Raw genomic sequence first — 18,770 nt, 5'->3', positions numbered from 1 at the left:
CGGTGCGGTTCGCCCGCTCAGCCGATTCCCCAGGCTTTGCGCAGATCCTGCCCGGCCGGCCACGTTTCACCTGCGAGCAGATAGGAAAAGTAGCGGTCGAGCGGGTCCCGGGAGTCGCGGTAGGCGGAGAGGCGGGAGAGCTCTTCCCACAGGGCTTTCACATACGGAACCAGCGTCTGTTTGTCGCCGCGGTAATACGCCCTGATTAGCGACAGATCCAGATGGGGCCGGGCCGTCAACTGCCCGTGACAGGCGGCCACCAGTCGGGCGAGGTGAAGAATGCCCCGCGTCACATCCGGATGAACCAGCCAACTGGGCAGGGTGCGGTACTCAAACCCGCCGTGCTCCTTTTCCCGGATGTCGCCGAGGAATCCGTAACGGGGGCGCCGCTTCCGGCAGCCGGGGTCTTCCACCAGCACCAGCGGCAGGGCGAGATAGGCGTCCAGCTTGCGCAGCAGGGAAAAGTCGGAGACCACGCCGCTGATGTGGATGTGCCCGCCGACGGGATAGCCGTCGAACGGCATGCCGCCCGCCAGCCACTCGACCGTCTTGTCCGCGATCTTTCGGCGGGCGAGCAGCAGCGCCTGCCGGATGTGGGCGAACAGTTCATCCGGGTCTTCGGACGGGTCCGGACGCACTTCGGCCAACGGATGCTGGTGCAGCGCCAGCTCTTCCCGATACCGGGTGGAATCGCACCCGACCACCCCGCCTTTGCCCATGTAGTCGGAGGCCAGAACCATCGTGCCGTCCGCTCCCCGCAGGGCAAACTCCGGGTCCGCTCCCAGCATCAGCCTGTCAGCGCTGCGCCCGTCCCTCTGGGCCAGCCACCAGTCCCGCGCCTCCCGCATAAATCGATCGGCCATGCGGGCGGGCCAATACGGCGATACCCGCACCACTTTGACCCGATGGGGCGAGGCGGCGGTCAGCAGCACCTGGCCGCACTCCAGCCCCGCGGCGTAAAGGGCACGCACCGCCAGCCTGACGGCCACCTGCGCTTCCGGATCATCCGGCAGCGGCGCCACCGGCTCGAAGTGCTGCTCGCCCGACGGCTGGGACAGCCAATGCGCCTGTTCCGGACTTTTTTCCAGATACAAGAGATGGAACTGATACAGTTGGACGCGATAGGTCCGCGTTCCCGGCTCTGGACGGGCTTCTGCCGTCGCAATGCCGCTCATTTTGAGCAGATTTTTGGACTGGCCGCGCTGCGACAGACGGTCAATGGCCGCCTTGGCATTGGCCGGCATCACTTCGGCGGCATATCGCCCGCCTGTCCCGGATGGCCTGCCGCTTTCGCGTACGTGGATAAACATCGCCGTCACCCCCGCTCTGCTGCTATAGCCTATGTGTCCCGGGGAAAAAAAGTGAGGCGGGATGGCTGCCCGCCTCTCTTCCCGAGGAAAAGAAAAAAGAGGAGATGTGCCTCTCCTCTTAATCCAATTCGTCGAGTAATGTGGCCGAATCAAAGTCGTCATACTCGTCGCTGCTGTCTTCGTAGTCACCGAGCAGGTGGAAGTCCTTGTCATCGCAGCTGTTGCAGACGACCACGCACACTTTTGTTTCGCCAATGATCTCGACGGCAAATTCGCTTTCCACTTTCACCGTGACAGTACCACCGCCGCTCAGTTCGGCTTTGACGCACTTCGGCTGTTCCACGGCCCGGGCGACGATTTCCAGGTCGCCGCGGCAATGTTTGTCGAAGAACGTAAGCGGAACGAGTACGGAGAACTTGACGGTTTCCCGCGTGACTTCGGTTTGCGTGTTATTGGCAAACGAGTACCACAGGTTGACGTCGTACGTACCAGTCACTTCAACCGCGTCCCCAGCCATCTCCGCCTGGAAGTTCGTGTTTATCATCCAGCATCCGAGGACCGTCGAAGGAGTGTGCGACGGTATGATGGTGTGGGTCGTTTGGGAGAATTTATGACCTTTACCGCAGACGGCTTTTGCGATGAGTTCCCGGCACTGCAGGTCTTTGTCTATACCCGACATTTCGTTACCTCCTCCATACAACGTTTCTGTACATTTGTATGCAGGGCATTCGACTAGGGTGCAAACACCCACTGCCATTTTGGGGAGGCTTGTCGGGAACTGATCGCGCGCCGTTTTTTTAGACGATTACGAACAGCAGCCGTCGTGACGGGATTTTGCCGGTCCGCCGCCTGTTTCGCCGGTCAGCGGATTGCCGCCGGTGTCCAGGATGATGCGTTCGGACACCGTGTTGGTGATCACGTTGGTGACCATCTGCAAAAGATCGTTCACATCCACCTGAGACTGCTTGAATTCGGTCACGATCGGGATGGCGTCCAGTTCCTCGTGAAGCTGGTTGTACTCCGCTTCCACTTTTTTCGCCAGCTCCGGCTTGTTCATCGATTCAAACATGACCATCTGCTTCTGTTTCTTCTTTAATTCCGCGATCAGCTCCTGAACGCGTTCATTGTTCTTGATCTGCTGCTCCGCCCGCTTGTAAAAATCCACTTCCTTGGTGCGGGCAATCATCACTGCCAGTTCGCGAGCCTTTTCCAGAATCTCGTTTTGCGTGTACAGGCTTGTTTGTTCCATCGCTCGATTACACCTCGACTTTTGTCACGATCTCTCCGTGCAGGGTCCACGTCTTCACGTCCGTGATCCGTACGTGAGCGAACTGACCGATCAGCGATTTGTCGCCGACGAAGTGCACCAGCTTGTTCGACCGGGTGCGGCCGGCCAGCACTTCGGGGTTGTTTTTCGATTCGCCTTCCACCAGCACCTCGACGACCTGGTCCTGCAGCTTCTGATTCTGCTCCAGGCTGATCTTCGCCATCAGCTCGTTCAGGCGGTAGAGGCGCTCCTTCTTTACCTCCATCGGCACGTTGTCTTCCATGACGGCAGCCGGCGTGCCCTCGCGCGGCGAATAAATGAAGGTATAGGCGGAGTCGTAGCGGACCTCTTCCACGAGGGAGAGCGTTTCTTCAAACTGTTCGTCCGTCTCGCCGGGGAAGCCGACGATGATGTCCGTGGAAAGCACTACGTTCGGAATCGCCGCTTTAATTTTACGCACCAGCTCCAGGTAGTGTTCACGCGTGTATTTGCGGGCCATCCGCTTCAGCACTTCGCTGGAACCGGACTGCACGGGCAGGTGGATGTGTTCCACCAGATTGCCCCCTTTGGCCAGGACTTCGATCAGACGGTCGTCAAAGTCGCGCGGGTGGCTGGTGGTAAAGCGGATGCGCGGAATGTCGATCTTGCGAATCTCGTCCAACAGGTCGCCGAAGCCAAAGCGGATGTCTTGGAAATCCTTGCCATACGCGTTGACGTTCTGACCGAGCAGGGTGACTTCCTTGAAGCCTTGGCGGGCCAGTTCGCGCACCTCGGCGATCACGTCTTCCGGACGGCGGCTGCGCTCCTTGCCGCGCGTGTACGGCACGATGCAGTACGTACAGAACTTGTCGCAGCCGTACATGATGTTGACCCAACCCTTGATGCTGCCTTCGCGGATCTTCGGCATGTTTTCGATGATGTCGCCCTCTTTGGACCACACCTCGATCACCATTTCCTTGCTGAACATGGCATCGCGCAGCAGAACCGGCAGGCGGTGAATGTTGTGCGTACCAAAGATGAGGTCCACGTGAGGGAAGCTTTTCAGGATCTTGTTGACCACGCTTTCCTCCTGCGACATGCAGCCGCAGACGCCGAGGATCAGGTTGGGGTTGTTGTTTTTCACCCGCTTCATGTTGCCCAGTTCGCCAAACACCTTGTCTTCGGCGTTTTCACGGATCGCACAGGTGTTGAACAGCACCACGTCCGCTTCTTCCGCTTCTTCCGCCGGGCTGTAGCCCATCTGCTGGAGAATCCCGGCGATTGTCTCGGAGTCGTGTTCATTCATTTGACAGCCGTAGGTGCGGACGTAGTAGCGTTTGCCTTTCCCGATTCCCTTCATGTCATCCGGGATGGCGAAGTCGTAGTGCACCTGTACCTCTTCCTTGCCGCGCTTTTTCGCGTCCTTCAAGGAAGGGGGCTGGAAGTACTTGGCGTAGTCTGCTGTCGTCTTCGGGGACTTGGCGGATTTTAAGTCCGTAGTCGCCTCGGTTCTCGTTGTCATCTGTCTATCACCTCAGTAAGCGTTATATTCTGGTTTACCATCAACACATTATAGCATAGAACATTTTATTGTAACGAATAAAAAAGGAACTTCCAGTGAATCTTTCTGGAAAACCATTTCCCTAAGACTTTTTTCACATTTTTCCGAATCAGGCCCGTCCGCTTGCAACATTGACGCCCCGTCCGCCGTCAGAATAGCAGCAAAACGATCCTACCGCGAACAGGAGGTTCCCATGAAACGAGTCCTATCTTTTTTTCTGGCGGTTCTGATGATTCTGACTCTCGTGCCGTTTGTTCAGGCGGCACCCTCGTTCTCCGATGTGCCCCGCAGCCATTGGGCCTACAAGGAAATCACCGAGATGGCGGCCAAAGGAATCATCAAGGGATACGAGGACGGCAAATTCCGTCCCAACAATCAGGTAACGCGCGCTGAATTTGCCAAGATCATGATTGCCGCGGCCGGCGTGGACATTCGTACGAACAAGGCAAGCCAGACGTTTGTGGATGTGCCCAAGTCGCACTGGGCGTTCCCTTACGTGGAACATGCCAAACCGTACCTGACGGGCTACAAGTCCGGCACCCGCTACTACTACAAGCCTGACCAGTACGCCGTCCGGGAAGACATCGCCGTGGCGCTGGTTCGCCTGCTCGGTTACGACCGCACGAACAAGGCGGACCTGGATGTGTTGAAGCGTTTCCGCGACGATGAGCGAATTTCCCCCAATCTCCGCCCGTACATCGCCATCGCGATCCAGACCGATCTGATGAAAGGCTACAACAACGAGTTCCGTCCGCAAGATCCGATCACCCGCGCCGAAGCCGCCTCGCTCCTGTACCGCGCGCTGCTGGACCGGGACGACGACGAGACCAAAGTGGTCTTCCCCACCCCGGATAAACCGGAGCTGCCGCGCAGTGTAAGCGACAGCTTCTCCGATGCCGAACTGAAAAACTGGGACACCGGCAAAGCGGTCGGTACCTGGGGAGTCGTCAACAAGCAGGTGACCGCCATTTCCACCGACAGCAACCTGGATCACTATTTCCTGCCGCTGCTCTGGGATGAAGACAAAAACACGAACCGCTACGAATTGACCGTAGACGTCAACGTGAGCGGCTCGGAAGGGCTGGGCGGCGTGTACTTCAACGGCAAGGACGGCAAAGCCCATGTCGTCTTCGTCAAAAAGGACCGCGTCACGCTCGCCCGCGTGGAAGACGCCAAGGACGACGATCTCGACGTAATCGCGTCCGGTTCCTACAAGTTGAAGGCGAGCAACCGGCTGAAAGTGGTCGTCAATGGCGACAGCGTTTCCATCTACATGAACGACCAGTTCCTCTTCGGTCAGCAAAAAGTGAAGCCGGAGGGCACCAAACTGGGGCTGTATCTGCAAAGAAACGCGACCAAAGACGCGCCGCGCAGCATCACCTATCTGGATAACTTCTCCTTTAAAGCACAGCCCTAACGAAACAGACACCGCTTCCGTCGGCAGGACGGCCGGATGACGGCCCCCTGACGGGAAGCGGTCTTTTTTCTTTCCCGGCAAACATGCCGCGGGGCGGATCACTAGAAATGAACAAGGTTCAGTTGTATAATGGTAGCGATTCTTGACCGGGGAAGGAGTTTTCTATGACATTTTCCGTTACTCAGCCGTTCCGTTGGATGGATTCCGGGGTCTATCGGGACAGTCCGCTGGAGCCGCTGATCCGCGACGAAGCGCTGGCCGCCGGCATGAACCGGGAAGACGCCCAACCCGTCATCCACCTCTGGGTGTACGACAAAGCGCTTTACCTGGGTCGCCGCGACGCCAAGCTGCCGCGGCTGGAACAGGCGCTGCGCCGGTTTGGTCAGGAGGGCTTCGGCTGCGTCCTGCGCTCGTCCGGAGGAGCCTGTGTGCCGCTGGACGCGGGCGTGCTCAACCTCGCCTGTCTGCTGCCCGACACGTCGATTGCGATCGACGCTTTTTTCCGATTTGTCGCCCAGATGCTGCACGTGGGATTGCGCGAGTACGGCGACATGCAGTTTGGCGAGGTGATGGGTTCCTACTGTGCGGGCGAATACGACTTCTCGATTCGCGGCAAAAAAATCGGCGGCATGGCGCAACGGCGCACCCGCTTCGGGTCCATCCTGCAGTTGTGCATCAACGTCGAGGAACAGCCGCGCGGCGCGTGGATGGAACGCTTTTACGCGGAAGCCGGCCTCAGCGACATGGACAAACACCGTCCGATTCCCTTCATCGACGGGAGTACCGTAGGCAGCATCGCCGGTTTGACCGGCCGCGCCGTTACCGTCCCGGACGTCAAGGAACGCCTGCTGGCCGCCGTCCGCAGGGAGTGGCCGATCAGCCCCGCCCCGTTTGCCGTGCCGGAATCACTGATGGACGAATCCCGACACCATCTCGCCGAGCGGTTGGGGTTGTTCGCGTTCACGGCGGATGAACTGATTCGGCCCGACTGGCGTTTGCCCGGCTGATCACCCTTCATGCCTTACACAGCGAAAAAAGCGCCTCACGAGGAGAGGCGCTTTCGATTGGCGTCACTTTTCGAAACGGTGTGTCCGCTCATTGTAGCGCAAGAGTTCGTAGGAGCTTTTTTCCATCCGGGAGAGGCCGGTTTGGTCAAGCGTGCGCTCCAGACGAAAATAGATCATCGTGTGGCGCATGGGGTCAATCTGAACGGTTCCGTCCAGCAGTTCCGTCGTCTCTCCCTGTTTATGCCGGTGGGCCATGCCGCTCCACACTTCCCGATAGCCGGACGCCGTTTTCCGCAGGACGTACAGCACGCGCTCCTGACCGCCGCTCGCCGGTTTCACCGTCGTCACCACCAGGTATCCGCCGCCGGCGTACTGGAGACTGAAGAGGGGCTCCGCCTTGCTGTAGGCGGCCCGATAGCCTCCCTCCCCGCTGGCGTACACGACGAACAAGCCTTTCTCACCGTCCAGCGTGACAGAACCGGCCAGATCGGCGGGGAGAGAAGCCGGCTGGTCCTGTGTATCCGGCGGCAGCGTCATGACATGCACTCGTTCCGGCATCACGCGGGAGCGGAGCGAGGCGTCCAGCCGTTCGCGCATGTCCTCCACCATCCACGCGGGCACAGCCGACGCGCCCGATGCCTGCTCCGAGTGGCCGGCCGGCTTGATCAGCAGCCGGCCGGCCAACAGCCCAAGTCCGGCCGAAACCAGCATCATCAAGGCGACCGCTCCCCAGATGGGTTTACGCATGGGTATCCAACTCCTTGCATACAAAAGGGGTCCACTGGTAATACGATGGAACCAGGCAAAAGGTTACACGTCCATCCAGCAAACGCCCCGTGTAAGGCACGCGTCCATCGTTCATACTACGAACAGGGACGACTTGTTCCTCACCTCGATCGATTGCCCGGCATTCCGCCGGGCTTTTTTTCGTGCGGGGCTACCGTACGCTCCACCCATACGGTATCATAGAAGTGAACCACGGGCGGTACTGCCGTGCCGTCAGAGACGAAAAAAGGTGGTGGATTGTTTGAAGCAGGATGGGCAATTGCTGCACACCAAAATCAACGAACTGGTCATCGCTTCGACCAAGGTGGCCCACGTGCAGTTGGGCAACTCGCTGGAACACGCGCTGCTAGTGCTTACCAAAACCGGATATTCCGCCATACCCGTACTGGACCACTCCTACCGGCTGCACGGCCAGATCAGCACCACAATGATCGTCAACAAGATATTGGGACTCGAACGGTTTGAATACGAAAAGCTGTCCGACCATACCGTCGATGAAGTCATGAACACCAAAGTCCCCCGCATGAAAGAGTCGGATGCGTTTCTCAAGGCGTTGGAGATGTCCATCAATCATCCGTTTATCTGCATCGAGGACGAAAACGGCATCTTCCAGGGCATCCTGACCCGCAGGTCGATCCTCGCGGTCCTCTACCGCCACTTCCGCAACCTCCCCTACCCCGCGGCGGAAAACCAATCCACCGACCGTACATAAAAAGAAAAGCGGATGATTTCCGCCTCTGCGCATGAAAAAAGCAGACCTAGCCCACTCCGGCCCAGGTCTGCTTGCTTTGCGGACGTATCCGCCTGCCCCTCCCCTTCTCGGCAAGCAGGGAGCGGGCGTATTCCATCGGATGGCGGTAGGTCTGCTTGAACATGGCCAGCTCTCCCGCTTTGTAAAACGAATACCGCTGATCCCGCACGTTTACCTCAATCAGGTACGGGTGGCCCTGCCTGTCGATGCCCATGTCCATTCCCAGATCGGCCAGCGACGGAAAGTGGTGTTGATACTGTCTGGCAATCTCGACAGCCGCCTGTTTAATCCGCTCGACCACCTCTTTCTGCTGCTCGGCGGTGAACAGCGGCTCCAGGGCCTGCGACAAGGGGACGGCACGTCCGCCGCGAGCCAGATTGCTCAATTTGTTTGCCCGGTTGGCCACTTTGGCCACCAGTCCGCTTACCGTCCACTCCCGTTCTCCGTTCTTCTGCACCGACACGCGGATGTCAAACGTCTTGCCTTGGTAGCGGGCAAGCGGCACCCCCTGCTGAACCAAAAACCGCCTGTTTCCCACCCACCTGGCCGCTTCCGCCATCAGCCTCTTGCGGGAAAAGGTTCTCTTCCGTCTGGAAGCGATGAACCTGTAGGCGTCTCCGTGCCGTTCAATGCGGACAACGCCAATCCCCACCGAACCGATCGCCGGTTTGACGTACACCGTCCGGTACCGGTCCAAAAAGGTCTGGAGCTTTTCTGGCGTGAACGGAACCGTATGCGGCAAATAGGCGCGGATGGCCGGATTTTTCCACAGCATCTGGTGCACCTTCCATTTGTCCCTCACCACCAGACCGTTAAACACGGTGCGCGTCCTGCTCAGCCGGCGGATCGTGGCCCGGGCCCGGCCGTCTCCGGTCAGCACGCGGTTGTGGATCACCCTCGGCACCTTCACCAGCCGGGGAACCAATCGGCTTCCGTTCCAAAAGTGGCCCAGCACCATCTGTCCGCCGGACCGCACATGGCGCGGATGAAAAAAGACCGGCTCCATTCCCAGTTCCTTTCCAATCTCCACGTAATAGGGAAGACGTTCGTAAGACTTGTCGCCTCTGATGCCGCTCTGCATGACAGCCCAATCCAACATGATGCCAACTCGGTCCACGGTTATCCCCCTTGCTGCCATTCCTCATCCTATTGATATGAATCACACGCGGCAAGCGCGTGCCTATTTTTGCTCATCCGCGGCACAACACAGGGGAATGGAGCCGGTGGGGCGCACCCGTCCGACAGCCGGGCGACACGATTTTTCGCGCGTCGTCACCGCTGTCGCATTCTGCGCTTGCCCGGGAAACGCAATGACGCGCTTCTAGGTAACCGGCCGCCGCTCAATCGCCAGCAGGAACGGCGCCTGGTTCTGCTGGTTGATGTACTGGTACTTCAACACCAGATAATCCAACTGACTGAGCGTCTGGCAGTACGCCTCCACCGCCTCTTTTTCCACCTGGCCGGCAGGGTGGCCCCAGTAAATCATCACGGTCATGATCCCGCCCGGCCGCAGGATCTTTAGCCCCGCTTCAATCGCCCGGACCGTGCTGACCGCCTGCGTCGTGATTTCCTTGTCACCGCCGGGCAGGTACCCGAGGTTGAACATGATCGCCCCCGCGGAAACATCCAGGTTGGCCATCTCTTCGTGGCTGGCCAGTTGAAGCTGAACCCGCTGCAGCACTCCTTCCCGCTCCAGGCGCTGCCGGGTCTTTTCCATGGCGAGCGGCTGAATGTCGTAGGCGATGACTCTCCCCGTTTCCCCGACCAGTTGGGCGAGGAACAGGGTGTCGTTGCCGTTTCCCATCGTCGCGTCGATGACCGTCTCTCCCTCGCCGACGCGTTCGCGAATCAATTTTCGTGCTACTTCCAATACATTGGGGAACAACGCCAATCACTCCTCTCGTCTTGCATTAGAGCCGGATTTGCAGGCCGAACCGGGCGATGTAACACGTCCCCGTCCGGTACGCATCCGCTTCCGCCCGCACTTCCTCCTCCGTGTATGCAGGAAACAGATGGGTAATCAACAGCGACCGGCAGGCCAGCGTTTCCGCCACCTGCGCCGCCTGCCGCACGGAGAGGTGACCGTTGGGCTGCGCCGGCTTGTTACGCTCCAGGAAAGTTCCCTCGCAAATAAACAGATCGGCCTGCCGGGCAAACGGATCCCACGGCGTCTCCGGTCCGCTGTCGGCCCCGTTTACCAGCGTTTTTCCTCCTGCTTCCAGCCGCATGGCATAGCAGGGGTCCCCATTTCCGTGGTCCGTGCGAAGAAAGCTGATCCGCACGTCCCCCACCGTCACATGCGAACTCTCGTCTACGGGAACCAGGCGGGTCGCTTCCCGGTAGGTGAGCCCTGCCGCTTTTTCCGCCGGCTGTCCCGGCGCGTAGATCGGCAGCGGCTGATCGGGAGAGCGCTCGCCAGACAGTTGATGGACCATCAATCCGTACTGCAGAACCCCGACATCGGCCACATGATCGTGATGAAAATGGGACACCAGGAGCGCATCCAGCTTGTAAATCGGGAGCATCTCTCCCAACTTGGCCAGCACGCCGCTGCCGCAGTCGAGCAACAGGGTGGCGTGATCAGTTTGCACCAGATACCCGGGAGTGGCGCCGCCGGGACCCGGATACGGCGACTGAAAGCCCAACACGGTAACCAGCATATTCACATCGCTTCCTTTCATAGAATGAACTAAGTGGGACAGGAGGTTTGACATGCAGCAATCATGGAAAGCCGCACTGCAAATCGCCTTTACGTATATCGGTACGGTGGTGGGCGCCGGTTTTGCCTCGGGAAAAGAGATCGTGGAATTTTTTGTCCGGTACGGCACGCAGGGCTTCATCGGCATTTTGCTCGCCTCGCTGCTGTTCGTGTGGGCGGGGGTGCGCATCATGGTGGTGGCCTACCGGATTCAGGCCGACTCGTATCAGGACGTGAGCACCTACTTGTTCGGCCGGCCCATCGGCACCTTGTTCAACACACTCCTGCTTACCGTCCTGTTCGGCACCACGTCCGTCATGCTGGCCGCCACGGGAGCGATCTTCTGGGAATCGTTCCGCCTGTCGCCGCAGGTGGGCATCTGGCTCAGCATGCTGATGATCTTTCTCGTGGCGCGAAAAGGATTGTTTGCCATTCACTCGGTCAACAGTCTCTTCGTTCCCCTGCTGATCGGCTTCACCTTTCTCGTGTTTCTGTACACGCAGCCGTGGAACGACAGCGGCCCGCAGGTGGAGAGCATCCGTCCGTGGGTCTGGCTCAGCTCTCCTCTCTACTATGTTGCCTTAAACGTGTCGCTGACACAAGCGGTGTTGGTGCCGATCGGCAGGCAGAGCGAGAGCGAACGACCGCTGATTTGGGGAGGCATTTTGGGAGGAACAGGCATCGGCGTCCTCTTGCTGTTGGCGTACGCCTCCCTGTCGGTGGGAATGCCGGGAATCGGCGAAGCGGACATGCCGATGATCGCCCTCCTGCAGAGCGTGGGCAAAGGGATTCCGTTTCTCTTTTCCCTGCTGGTGTACGCCGAGATTTTTTCGACGCTGGCCGCCAATGTCTTCGGCTTGTCGGAACAGTTGAAAAAGGCGACCCGCCTGCGAAGACCGGTGGTGGTGTTCGGCATCCTGCTCGTCTGCTACGCCGTCAGTTTCATCGGATTCGGGCCGCTTTTGCGCTTCCTCTATCCGCTGTTTGGCCAGCTTGTCGTGCTGTTTTTGTTCATGCTGTTTATCCGCCAGGTGTGGAACCGCTCCATCTGAACGCTGCCGGGCCGCGCATGGACAACATCCCCGACAAAAAAACCTCTCCGCGCGGGAGAGGTTTTTCGCTTTCGTTTGTGCTGCTTACGCAAATTCCGCAACCAGTTTGGCGAAGTCTTCGTCGGAGATGCGGAGGTCTTGGTTGGCCAGCGCTTCTTCCTTGAAGCCCGGAACCAGCTGCTCGTAAGATTTTTGTTCGGTGTTTTGGTAGATCAGACCGGTGATCAGGCCTTTGTACTGCATGGAGTAGGACATGGCCTTGATGCGGTCATGCGGATCGTACCCTTCGATGGTTTCCACCGGTACGATGTTTTCCTTGAACCAGTCGTAAGTGTTCACCTTGTTGTAGGTGACACACGGGCTGAACACGTTGATCAGGGAGAAGCCTTTGTGCTTGATCCCCATCTCGATCAGTTCGGTCAAGCCTTTCAGGTCGCTGGAGAAGGATTGGGCAACAAACGTCGCGCCAACGGACAGCGCCAGCTCAACCGGCGAGATCGCCGACTCGATGGAACCGGCCGGTGTGGACTTGGTCACAAAACCGGTCGCGGAACGCGGAGAGGTTTGCCCTTTGGTCAGACCGTAGATTTGGTTGTCCATCACGATGTAGGTGATGTCCATGTTGCGGCGAATGGCGTGAACCGTGTGGCCCATCCCGATGGCGAAACCGTCGCCGTCACCGCCGGCGGCAATAACCGTCAGTTCGCGGTTTGCCATTTTCAGCCCTTGCGCGATCGGCAGGGCGCGGCCGTGTACGCCGTGGAATCCGTAGCAGTTAATGTAGCCGGAAATACGACCGGAGCATCCAATACCCGAAACGACCGCCAGTTGTTCCGGTTCCAGGCCTACGTTGGCAGCGGCGCGTTGAATGGCCGCCTGTACGGAGAAGTCACCACAGCCCGGGCACCAGTTCGGCTTTACGTTATTGCGAAACTCTTTCATAGTCGCCATGTTTAATCAGCCCCTTAACTTCGGTATAGATTTCCTTCGGCAAGAACGGGTTTCCGTCGTATTTCAGCACGGATTTGATTTTTTCTGCGTGTCCAACGTGCAGTTTGATCAGGTTGGCCACCTGCGCCTGCGCGTTGTGTTCCACCACGATTACTTTTTTTGCTTTTTCCACGTACGGCTTCAGCAGTTCGGCCGGGAACGGATGGATCAGGCGGATTTGTGCATGGTTCACTTTTACGCCTTCTTGTTCCAGACGACCTTTCGCTTCCTGGATCGTGCCGATGGTGGAGTTGATACCCACGATCAGCACATCGGCTTCTTCATGAGGAGCGTCGAAGGTGATCGGGTTTTTGAAGGATTTCAGCACGCCGTCCAGCTTGCGCATCCGTTTATCCATTTGCTGCACGCGGTTTGCGGCGTTTTCGGACGGACGACCGGTTTGATCGTGCTCGACCCCTGTCACGTGGTGCAGGCCGTATTTTTGACCCGGCAGCACGCGCGGAGAAACGCCGTCTTCGGTCACTTCGTAGCGCTTGAACAAGTCGTTTTGCTCTTTCGGCGGCAGTTCTTGTCCAGCCAGCAGCTTGCCGCGGCGGATTTCCACCTTGCTGTAGTCAAACGGCGTTACCGTCTGTTTGCCCAGCGACAGTGTCAGGTCGGTCAACACGATAACCGGCAGTTGGAATTCTTCCGCGATATTGAACGCCTCGGCGGTGTCGTAGAAGCACTCTTCCACCGTGCTCGGCGCGATAACCACTTTCGGAATATCGCCATGCGTACCGTAGATCATGGCGTTGACGTCGGATTGCTCTTGTTTGGTCGGCATACCGGTCGACGGACCGCCGCGTTGGGTGTCCACGATGACAACCGGTGTTTCAGTGATACCGGCAAGACCGATTGCTTCCATCATCAGGGACAGACCCGGGCCGGCGGAAGCGGTCATGGCGCGCACGCCGCCGTAGTTGGCGCCGATCGCCATGGTGATGGCCGCAATTTCGTCTTCGGTCTGGATAACGGTACCGCCAAACTTCGGCAGTTTTTTGATGAGATATTCCATAATCTCGGAAGCCGGGGTGATCGGGTAAGCCGGCATGAAACGACAACCCGCTGCCAGTGCGCCAAGTGCGATCGCATCGTTGCCGATCATGAAGAGCTGCTTTTGACCGTCAGCCTTCTCCAGTTGGAATTCAGGGAGTTGTCCACCCGTCAGTTCGTTGACGTAGTCAAATCCGCGGCGAATGGCTTCCATGTTCTTTTCCACCACTTTTTCGCCTTTGCGGAGGAACATGTCTTCAACAATGTTGCGGAAGCTTTCCACCGGAATGCCGAGGATTGCGGCAGACGCACCAATGGACACCATGTTCTTCATCAGGGACGTTCCCAGCTCGTCGGCAATTTCCGTCAGCGGAACCGTCAAAAAGCGAACCGCTTTCAAACCTTCCGGCAGTTTCGGGTTGAATTTCGCGTCCGCGATGATGATGCCGCCTTCGCGCAGTTCGTGCGCGTTGAAGTCGATCGTCTCCTGGTCGAACGCGACGAGGATGTCCAAATCGTCGGAAATGGCGCGCATCGGTTTGGTGCTCACACGAATCTTGTTGTTGGTGTGTCCACCCTTAATCCGGGAAGAGAAGTGGCGATAGCTGTACAGATGGTATCCCATCCGGTTCATCGCCATCGAGAAGATTTCACCGGTACTCTCGATACCCTCCCCTTGCTGTCCTCCAACTTTCCAGGAAAGTTGACTAATCATTCAGATTCCACCCCTTCAGTGACTGTGAGAAAAAGCTGCCCCACCTTACCCGACAGGTTCCGATAAGATGTGACAAAATTGTGCATAGACTGTACCAATTGTAGTCCGAGCTATGCAAAAATGCAAGTGCTTTTACTCAAATTAGTATTGATCTGAATAAAACGATGAACTTGGTACATTAATGTTCTCGCTTATTATTGTAGCACGTTTCGGAAAACACGCAACCAGTTTTCACGCACAAATTTCTTTACATCCGCCTCTTTGTAGCGCTTCAGGAGCGCCTCCACCAGGTTGTGGTAGTCTCCTGCCCGGGTCAGGTCGCCAAACGTCTCGGTAATGCCGTCAAAGTCGGAGCCAAACCCGACGTGATCCACACCGCCCAAGGCGCAGACGTGATCCAGGTGGCGCAGCAGGTCGTCAATCCAGACCGTCCGCTTTTCCGCCGTGACGAAAAAGTCGACGAACGTCAGTCCCATCACGCCGCCGTTGGCAATCAGCGCCTTGATCTGGTCGTCGGTCAGGTTGCGCGGATGGTCGCACAGCCGTCTGACGTTGGAATGGGAAGCGATCACCGGCGCCTTGGACAGTTCCAGCGTGTCCCAGAAGCCGGGCTCGGCCACGTGCGACACGTCGATGATCATGCCCAGCCGGTTCATCTCTTCGACGACCTTGCGTCCGAACAAGGTCAGGCCCCCCGGATGCGGCTCATGGCATCCGGACGCAACCGCGTTGCTGTGGTTCCACGTCAGCGTCATCCCCCGCAGCCCCAGACGGTGCCAGGTCCTTAGCTGCACGAGGCTTTCCTCCAGGGCATGCGCGCCTTCTACAAACAGAATAGCCCCTTTTTCTTCCTTTAATACGCACGCATCCAAATCGGCGCGGCTGAGAATCGCGCGAATCTTGCCGCTGGCCACGCGTTCGTGAAACAGGTCCAGCATCTCCAGCACGGCCTGAAAACGGCGGCCGTAGGGAACATGGCTGGGAACGTAGCAGGCCATCACCTGGATGTCCACGTTTCCCTTCACCATTTCGGGATAACTTACCTGCAGCCGTTCGTCTTCGCGGTAAAAGTCGAGTTCCGGCTGCTGCCACAGCTTGGACAATACGTCGCAGTGCGCATCAAAAATCTTGAACATCCGTTTCTCCCCGTTTCTGTTTTCTGGAATCGAAGGGCCCATGACGGAGGGCACCGGCAGGCGCTCTCGATTTTTGTCCCTTCACAAACGAAAAAAACCTGTTCATTCAACGAACAAACAGGCCGGTCAAGTCGTATTCCACATCGATTTATCTGGGTTCTACGATAAGCTTGATCGCTGTGCGCTCTTCTCCATCAATCACGATGTCGGTAAAGGCTGGAATGCAAATCAGGTCAACTCCACTCGGCGCTACGAATCCTCGTGCGATAGCTACTGCCTTCACAGCTTGGTTAAGCGCCCCAGCGCCGATGGCTTGGATTTCGGCGGCGCCGCGTTCGCGCAGAACACCGGCAAGGGCACCAGCAACGGAGTTGGGGTTAGACTTTGCTGAAACTTTTAATACTTCCATCCTTTTGAACCTCCCGTCTGATAGGATACCTGTCATTATTAGAATGATATTCGCATAACCCCGAAAAATTCCTGCTTATGCGCAGCAAAGATTCGAAAAATTCAAATCTCGTTCTTATTATTCCATAAACGGGTGGTCGTCGTCAATTCTGATTCGCTCCAGTTTTTTCGCGTGGCCGGTCGCCTTGTCCAACGTGATCAGCACGGCATTCAACTGGGCCGGTTCTCCCGCCACTTCGAAGCGAACGGGCAGTTGGGTGAGAAACTTGCGGATGACCGCTTCCCGTTCCATCCCGAGGATGCCGTTCATCGGACCGCACATGCCTACGTCGCACAAGAAGCCGGTGCCTTGGGGAAGGACGCGCTCATCGGCGGTCTGCACATGCGTGTGTGTCCCCACCACCGCGCTGACGCGGCCGTCCAGATACCAGGCGAGCGCCTGTTTCTCGGAGGTGGCTTCGGCGTGGAAGTCGACAAATATGTATTTGGTCCGCTTGCGTGCCTGTTCCACCAGTTTGTCGGCCGTCTGGAACGGACACTCCAGCGGCGGCAAAAAGGAACGGCCCTGCAGGTTGATCACGGCCAGTTCGCCTTCGGGCTGTTTGATGTATGTAATCCCTTGTCCCGGAGCACCTGCGGGAAAGTTGGCGGGGCGGATCAGACGGGGTTCGCTGTCGATAAACTCATAGATTTCCTTGTTGTCCCAGGCATGGTTGCCGAGGGTGATCGCCTGAACGCCGCCTTCAAACAACTCCTTGGCAATCTTCTCGGTAATGCCCCTGCCGTGGGCGGCATTCTCCCCGTTGGCGACCAGAAAGGTCGGCTGGTATTTTCGCTTGAGCAGCGGCAGATACGCCTTCACGATGTCCCGCCCGGGCGCACCCATGATGTCGCCGATAAACAGCAGTTTCATTGGCTTTTCACCTCTCCTCTAGTATACACGACCGGATGACCGAAGAAAAACGTACATGGAGAACTCCCCACGACGCTGAACCTGGTCGGAAAGCGGTTCGGTCCGGAACGGACCGGCAGGCTTCCCACCGTTCTCCTTTCTTTCGCGCAAAAAAGTAAAGTGGCCGTAAGCCACTTTACTTTGCATACTCGACTGCCCGCGTTTCACGGATTACGGTCACCTTGATGTGACCCGGATAGTCAAGTTCGTTTTCGATTCGTTTGGTAATGTCGCGTGCCAGACGCGCCGCTTCCGCATCGTCGATCTTCTCAGGCTGCACCATCACGCGGATTTCGCGGCCGGCCTGAATCGCGTACGATTTTTCCACGCCGTCGAACGACTCGGAGATCTCCTCCAGCTTTTCCAGCCGCTTGATGTACGTCTCCAGCGTTTCGCGGCGGGCTCCCGGCCGGGCGGCAGAGAGCGCGTCAGCCGCTCCCACCAGCATCGCGATGACGGATGTCGGCTCGGTATCCCCGTGGTGGGACGCGATGCTGTTGATGACAACGGGATGCTCGTTGTATTTCTTCGCCAGTTCCACGCCGATCTCCACGTGGGAACCTTCCACTTCGTGGTCGATGGCCTTGCCGATGTCGTGAAGCAGACCGGCCCGTTTGGCCAGTTTGACATCTTCTCTCAGTTCGGCTGCCATCAGTCCGGCCAGGTGGGCCACTTCCATCGAGTGCTTCAGGACGTTTTGCCCGTAGCTGGTCCGGTAGCGCAGACGGCCGAGAATCTTGATCAAATCCGGATGCAGGCCGTGAACACCGGTTTCAAACGTCGCCTGCTCGCCGTATTCGCGGATGCGCTCATCCACTTCCCGACGCGCTTTTTCCACCATCTCCTCGATGCGGGCGGGGTGGATGCGTCCGTCGGCAACAAGCTTGTCCAGAGCGGTTTTGGCGATCTCCCGACGAATCGGATCGAAGCCGGACAGAATGACCGCTTCCGGCGTGTCGTCGATGATCAAGTCGATGCCGGTCAGCGTTTCCAGCGCGCGGATGTTGCGTCCTTCGCGTCCGATGATGCGGCCTTTCATCTCATCGTTCGGCAGCGTAACCACGGAAACGGTGGTCTCCGCCACATGGTCGGCCGCGCACCGCTGGATGGCGGTGGTGATGATCTCGCGTGCCCGCTTGTCCGCCTCTTCCTTGGCTTGTGTCTCGATCTCCTTGATCATGACCGCCATTTCGTGGCGAACGGTGTTCTCCACATCGGTCAGGATGATGTTCTTGGCTTCTTCCTGGGTCAGTCCGGAGATGCGTTCCAGCTCGGCCACTTGTTCTTTATATAAGTGCTCTACCTTGCTTTGCAGTTCCGCGATGGTTCTGTCGCGCTCGGCCAGTTCGTCCTCCTTGCGCTCCAGTTGTTCCATCTTGCGGTCCAACGCCTCTTCCTTCTGCAGGATGCGGCGTTCCTGGCGCTGAATTTCGTTGCGGCGTTCGCGCAGTTCGTTTTCCGCCTCGGAGCGCAGTTTGAATACCTCGTCCTTGGCTTCCAGCACCTTTTCCTTTTTGACGGCTTCGGCGTCCCGTTTGGCTTCTTCGACGATCTGCCGCGCCGCTTCTTCGGCGCTGGAGATCTTCGCCTCCGCAATGGATTTGCGCGTGAAGTAGCCGGCACCATAACCGACAATCAGCACGGCGAATAGCACGATCAGTACAATCGGATCCATAATGGCCATAGGCTCTTTTGTTTCACCTCCTTGTGGTAAGACATCTCCCCGCTTTCCAAACATTCGTTTT

Annotated in this window: 18 protein-coding genes; 4 read left to right on the top strand and 14 right to left on the bottom strand. The window is 58.0% G+C overall.

Translation table 11 applies throughout. From position 1 onward, the window contains the following. Nucleotides 1-17: 17 nt before the first annotated feature. The 4 genes from FOI68_RS07965 to miaB all read right to left on the bottom strand — a co-directional run bounded on the left by FOI68_RS07965 (nucleotide 18) and on the right by miaB (nucleotide 4,078). A complete protein-coding gene (locus FOI68_RS07965) occupies nucleotides 18-1,310 on the bottom strand; it encodes a putative amidoligase domain-containing protein (protein WP_255433402.1) in 1,293 nt (430 codons plus the stop codon). Nucleotides 1,311-1,428: 118 nt separating this feature from the next. Beyond that, complete coding sequence (gene cotE / locus FOI68_RS07960) at nucleotides 1,429-1,989, bottom strand: outer spore coat protein CotE (RefSeq protein WP_029099047.1); 561 nt, start codon at nucleotides 1,987-1,989, stop codon at nucleotides 1,429-1,431. A 126-nt stretch (nucleotides 1,990-2,115) separates the two neighbouring features. Beyond that, entirely contained in the window at nucleotides 2,116-2,559 is a 444-nt protein-coding gene (locus FOI68_RS07955) for a YlbF/YmcA family competence regulator (protein WP_029099046.1), read from the bottom strand. A gap of 7 nt (nucleotides 2,560-2,566) precedes the next feature. Further along, the gene (gene miaB / locus FOI68_RS07950) at nucleotides 2,567-4,078 is read right to left on the bottom strand and encodes a tRNA (N6-isopentenyl adenosine(37)-C2)-methylthiotransferase MiaB (RefSeq protein ID WP_035297410.1); all 1,512 of its coding nucleotides are present in this window, start codon (nucleotides 4,076-4,078) and stop codon (nucleotides 2,567-2,569) included. A 232-nt stretch (nucleotides 4,079-4,310) separates the two neighbouring features. Here miaB and FOI68_RS07945 point away from each other — a divergent pair, with 232 nt between their 5' ends. After that, a complete protein-coding gene (locus FOI68_RS07945; protein ID WP_044898238.1) occupies nucleotides 4,311-5,534 on the top strand; it encodes an S-layer homology domain-containing protein in 1,224 nt (407 codons plus the stop codon). A 164-nt stretch (nucleotides 5,535-5,698) separates the two neighbouring features. Further along, a complete protein-coding gene (locus tag FOI68_RS07940) occupies nucleotides 5,699-6,541 on the top strand; it encodes a lipoate--protein ligase family protein (protein WP_143862800.1) in 843 nt (280 codons plus the stop codon). 63 nt (nucleotides 6,542-6,604) lie between these two features. Here the strand turns inward: FOI68_RS07940 and FOI68_RS07935 are convergent, their stop codons facing one another. Continuing rightward, the gene (locus tag FOI68_RS07935) at nucleotides 6,605-7,288 is read right to left on the bottom strand and encodes a hypothetical protein (RefSeq protein WP_143862799.1); all 684 of its coding nucleotides are present in this window, start codon (nucleotides 7,286-7,288) and stop codon (nucleotides 6,605-6,607) included. Nucleotides 7,289-7,568: 280 nt separating this feature from the next. Here FOI68_RS07935 and cbpB point away from each other — a divergent pair, with 280 nt between their 5' ends. Further along, nucleotides 7,569-8,039 (top strand): cyclic-di-AMP-binding protein CbpB, encoded by a 471-nt coding sequence (gene cbpB / locus FOI68_RS07930; protein WP_065066497.1) that lies wholly within the window; start codon nucleotides 7,569-7,571, stop codon nucleotides 8,037-8,039. Nucleotides 8,040-8,085: 46 nt separating this feature from the next. Here cbpB and FOI68_RS07925 read toward each other — a convergent pair whose 3' ends face one another. The 3 genes from FOI68_RS07925 to FOI68_RS07915 form a co-directional block, all read right to left on the bottom strand. Then, complete coding sequence (locus FOI68_RS07925; RefSeq protein ID WP_143862798.1) at nucleotides 8,086-9,195, bottom strand: YheC/YheD family endospore coat-associated protein; 1,110 nt, start codon at nucleotides 9,193-9,195, stop codon at nucleotides 8,086-8,088. 204 nt (nucleotides 9,196-9,399) lie between these two features. Next, nucleotides 9,400-9,963 carry a tRNA 5-(aminomethyl)-2-thiouridylate-methyltransferase MnmM gene (gene mnmM / locus FOI68_RS07920; RefSeq protein ID WP_044898233.1) on the bottom strand — a complete coding sequence of 188 codons (564 nt, stop codon included), beginning with the start codon at nucleotides 9,961-9,963 and terminating at the stop codon, nucleotides 9,400-9,402. A 25-nt stretch (nucleotides 9,964-9,988) separates the two neighbouring features. After that, nucleotides 9,989-10,738, bottom strand: a complete 750-nt coding sequence (locus FOI68_RS07915) for an MBL fold metallo-hydrolase (RefSeq protein WP_143862797.1) — start codon at nucleotides 10,736-10,738, stop codon at nucleotides 9,989-9,991. Nucleotides 10,739-10,790: 52 nt separating this feature from the next. Between FOI68_RS07915 and FOI68_RS07910 the strand changes: the two genes are divergently transcribed. Then, nucleotides 10,791-11,828, top strand: coding sequence for a YkvI family membrane protein (locus tag FOI68_RS07910; protein ID WP_035297398.1), 1,038 nt, complete (start codon nucleotides 10,791-10,793; stop codon nucleotides 11,826-11,828). Nucleotides 11,829-11,912: 84 nt separating this feature from the next. On the opposite strand, the gene FOI68_RS07905 is transcribed toward FOI68_RS07910, so the two are convergent. The 6 genes from FOI68_RS07905 to rny form a co-directional block, all read right to left on the bottom strand. Next, nucleotides 11,913-12,779 carry a 2-oxoacid:ferredoxin oxidoreductase subunit beta gene (locus FOI68_RS07905; protein ID WP_029099038.1) on the bottom strand — a complete coding sequence of 289 codons (867 nt, stop codon included), beginning with the start codon at nucleotides 12,777-12,779 and terminating at the stop codon, nucleotides 11,913-11,915. After that, a complete protein-coding gene (locus FOI68_RS07900; RefSeq protein ID WP_143862796.1) occupies nucleotides 12,751-14,529 on the bottom strand; it encodes a 2-oxoacid:acceptor oxidoreductase subunit alpha in 1,779 nt (592 codons plus the stop codon). Before FOI68_RS07900 ends, FOI68_RS07905 begins: the two co-directional genes overlap by 29 nt. Nucleotides 14,530-14,723: 194 nt before the next feature. Continuing rightward, nucleotides 14,724-15,665 (bottom strand): dipeptidase, encoded by a 942-nt coding sequence (locus FOI68_RS07895; RefSeq protein WP_029099036.1) that lies wholly within the window; start codon nucleotides 15,663-15,665, stop codon nucleotides 14,724-14,726. Between the two features lie 148 nt (nucleotides 15,666-15,813). Further along, the gene (gene spoVS, locus FOI68_RS07890) at nucleotides 15,814-16,074 is read right to left on the bottom strand and encodes a stage V sporulation protein SpoVS (RefSeq protein ID WP_003385776.1); all 261 of its coding nucleotides are present in this window, start codon (nucleotides 16,072-16,074) and stop codon (nucleotides 15,814-15,816) included. A gap of 117 nt (nucleotides 16,075-16,191) precedes the next feature. Further along, entirely contained in the window at nucleotides 16,192-16,986 is a 795-nt protein-coding gene (locus FOI68_RS07885) for a TIGR00282 family metallophosphoesterase (RefSeq protein ID WP_029099035.1), read from the bottom strand. Nucleotides 16,987-17,161: 175 nt separating this feature from the next. Then, entirely contained in the window at nucleotides 17,162-18,700 is a 1,539-nt protein-coding gene (rny, locus tag FOI68_RS07880; protein WP_035298299.1) for a ribonuclease Y, read from the bottom strand. Nucleotides 18,701-18,770: the final 70 nt, after the last annotated feature.

It is taken from the genome of Brevibacillus sp. LEMMJ03, assembly GCF_007197875.1.
Lineage (GTDB): Bacteria > Bacillota > Bacilli > Brevibacillales > Brevibacillaceae > Brevibacillus > Brevibacillus thermoruber.
This window is presented reverse-complemented; position numbering and strand designations above follow the sequence as displayed.

Coding starts and splice junctions, on each gene's coding strand:
- FOI68_RS07965 (WP_255433402.1), bottom strand. CDS start 1,310: ATGTTTATCCACGTACGCGAAAGCGGCAGGCCATCCGGGACAGGCGGG.
- cotE (WP_029099047.1), bottom strand. CDS start 1,989: ATGTCGGGTATAGACAAAGACCTGCAGTGCCGGGAACTCATCGCAAAA.
- FOI68_RS07955 (WP_029099046.1), bottom strand. CDS start 2,559: ATGGAACAAACAAGCCTGTACACGCAAAACGAGATTCTGGAAAAGGCT.
- miaB (WP_035297410.1), bottom strand. CDS start 4,078: ATGACAACGAGAACCGAGGCGACTACGGACTTAAAATCCGCCAAGTCC.
- FOI68_RS07945 (WP_044898238.1), top strand. CDS start 4,311: ATGAAACGAGTCCTATCTTTTTTTCTGGCGGTTCTGATGATTCTGACT.
- FOI68_RS07940 (WP_143862800.1), top strand. CDS start 5,699: ATGACATTTTCCGTTACTCAGCCGTTCCGTTGGATGGATTCCGGGGTC.
- FOI68_RS07935 (WP_143862799.1), bottom strand. CDS start 7,288: ATGCGTAAACCCATCTGGGGAGCGGTCGCCTTGATGATGCTGGTTTCG.
- FOI68_RS07915 (WP_143862797.1), bottom strand. CDS start 10,738: ATGCTGGTTACCGTGTTGGGCTTTCAGTCGCCGTATCCGGGTCCCGGC.
- FOI68_RS07910 (WP_035297398.1), top strand. CDS start 10,791: ATGCAGCAATCATGGAAAGCCGCACTGCAAATCGCCTTTACGTATATC.
- FOI68_RS07905 (WP_029099038.1), bottom strand. CDS start 12,779: ATGGCGACTATGAAAGAGTTTCGCAATAACGTAAAGCCGAACTGGTGC.
- FOI68_RS07900 (WP_143862796.1), bottom strand. CDS start 14,529: ATGATTAGTCAACTTTCCTGGAAAGTTGGAGGACAGCAAGGGGAGGGT.
- FOI68_RS07895 (WP_029099036.1), bottom strand. CDS start 15,665: ATGTTCAAGATTTTTGATGCGCACTGCGACGTATTGTCCAAGCTGTGG.
- spoVS (WP_003385776.1), bottom strand. CDS start 16,074: ATGGAAGTATTAAAAGTTTCAGCAAAGTCTAACCCCAACTCCGTTGCT.
- FOI68_RS07885 (WP_029099035.1), bottom strand. CDS start 16,986: ATGAAACTGCTGTTTATCGGCGACATCATGGGTGCGCCCGGGCGGGAC.
- rny (WP_035298299.1), bottom strand. CDS start 18,700: ATGGATCCGATTGTACTGATCGTGCTATTCGCCGTGCTGATTGTCGGT.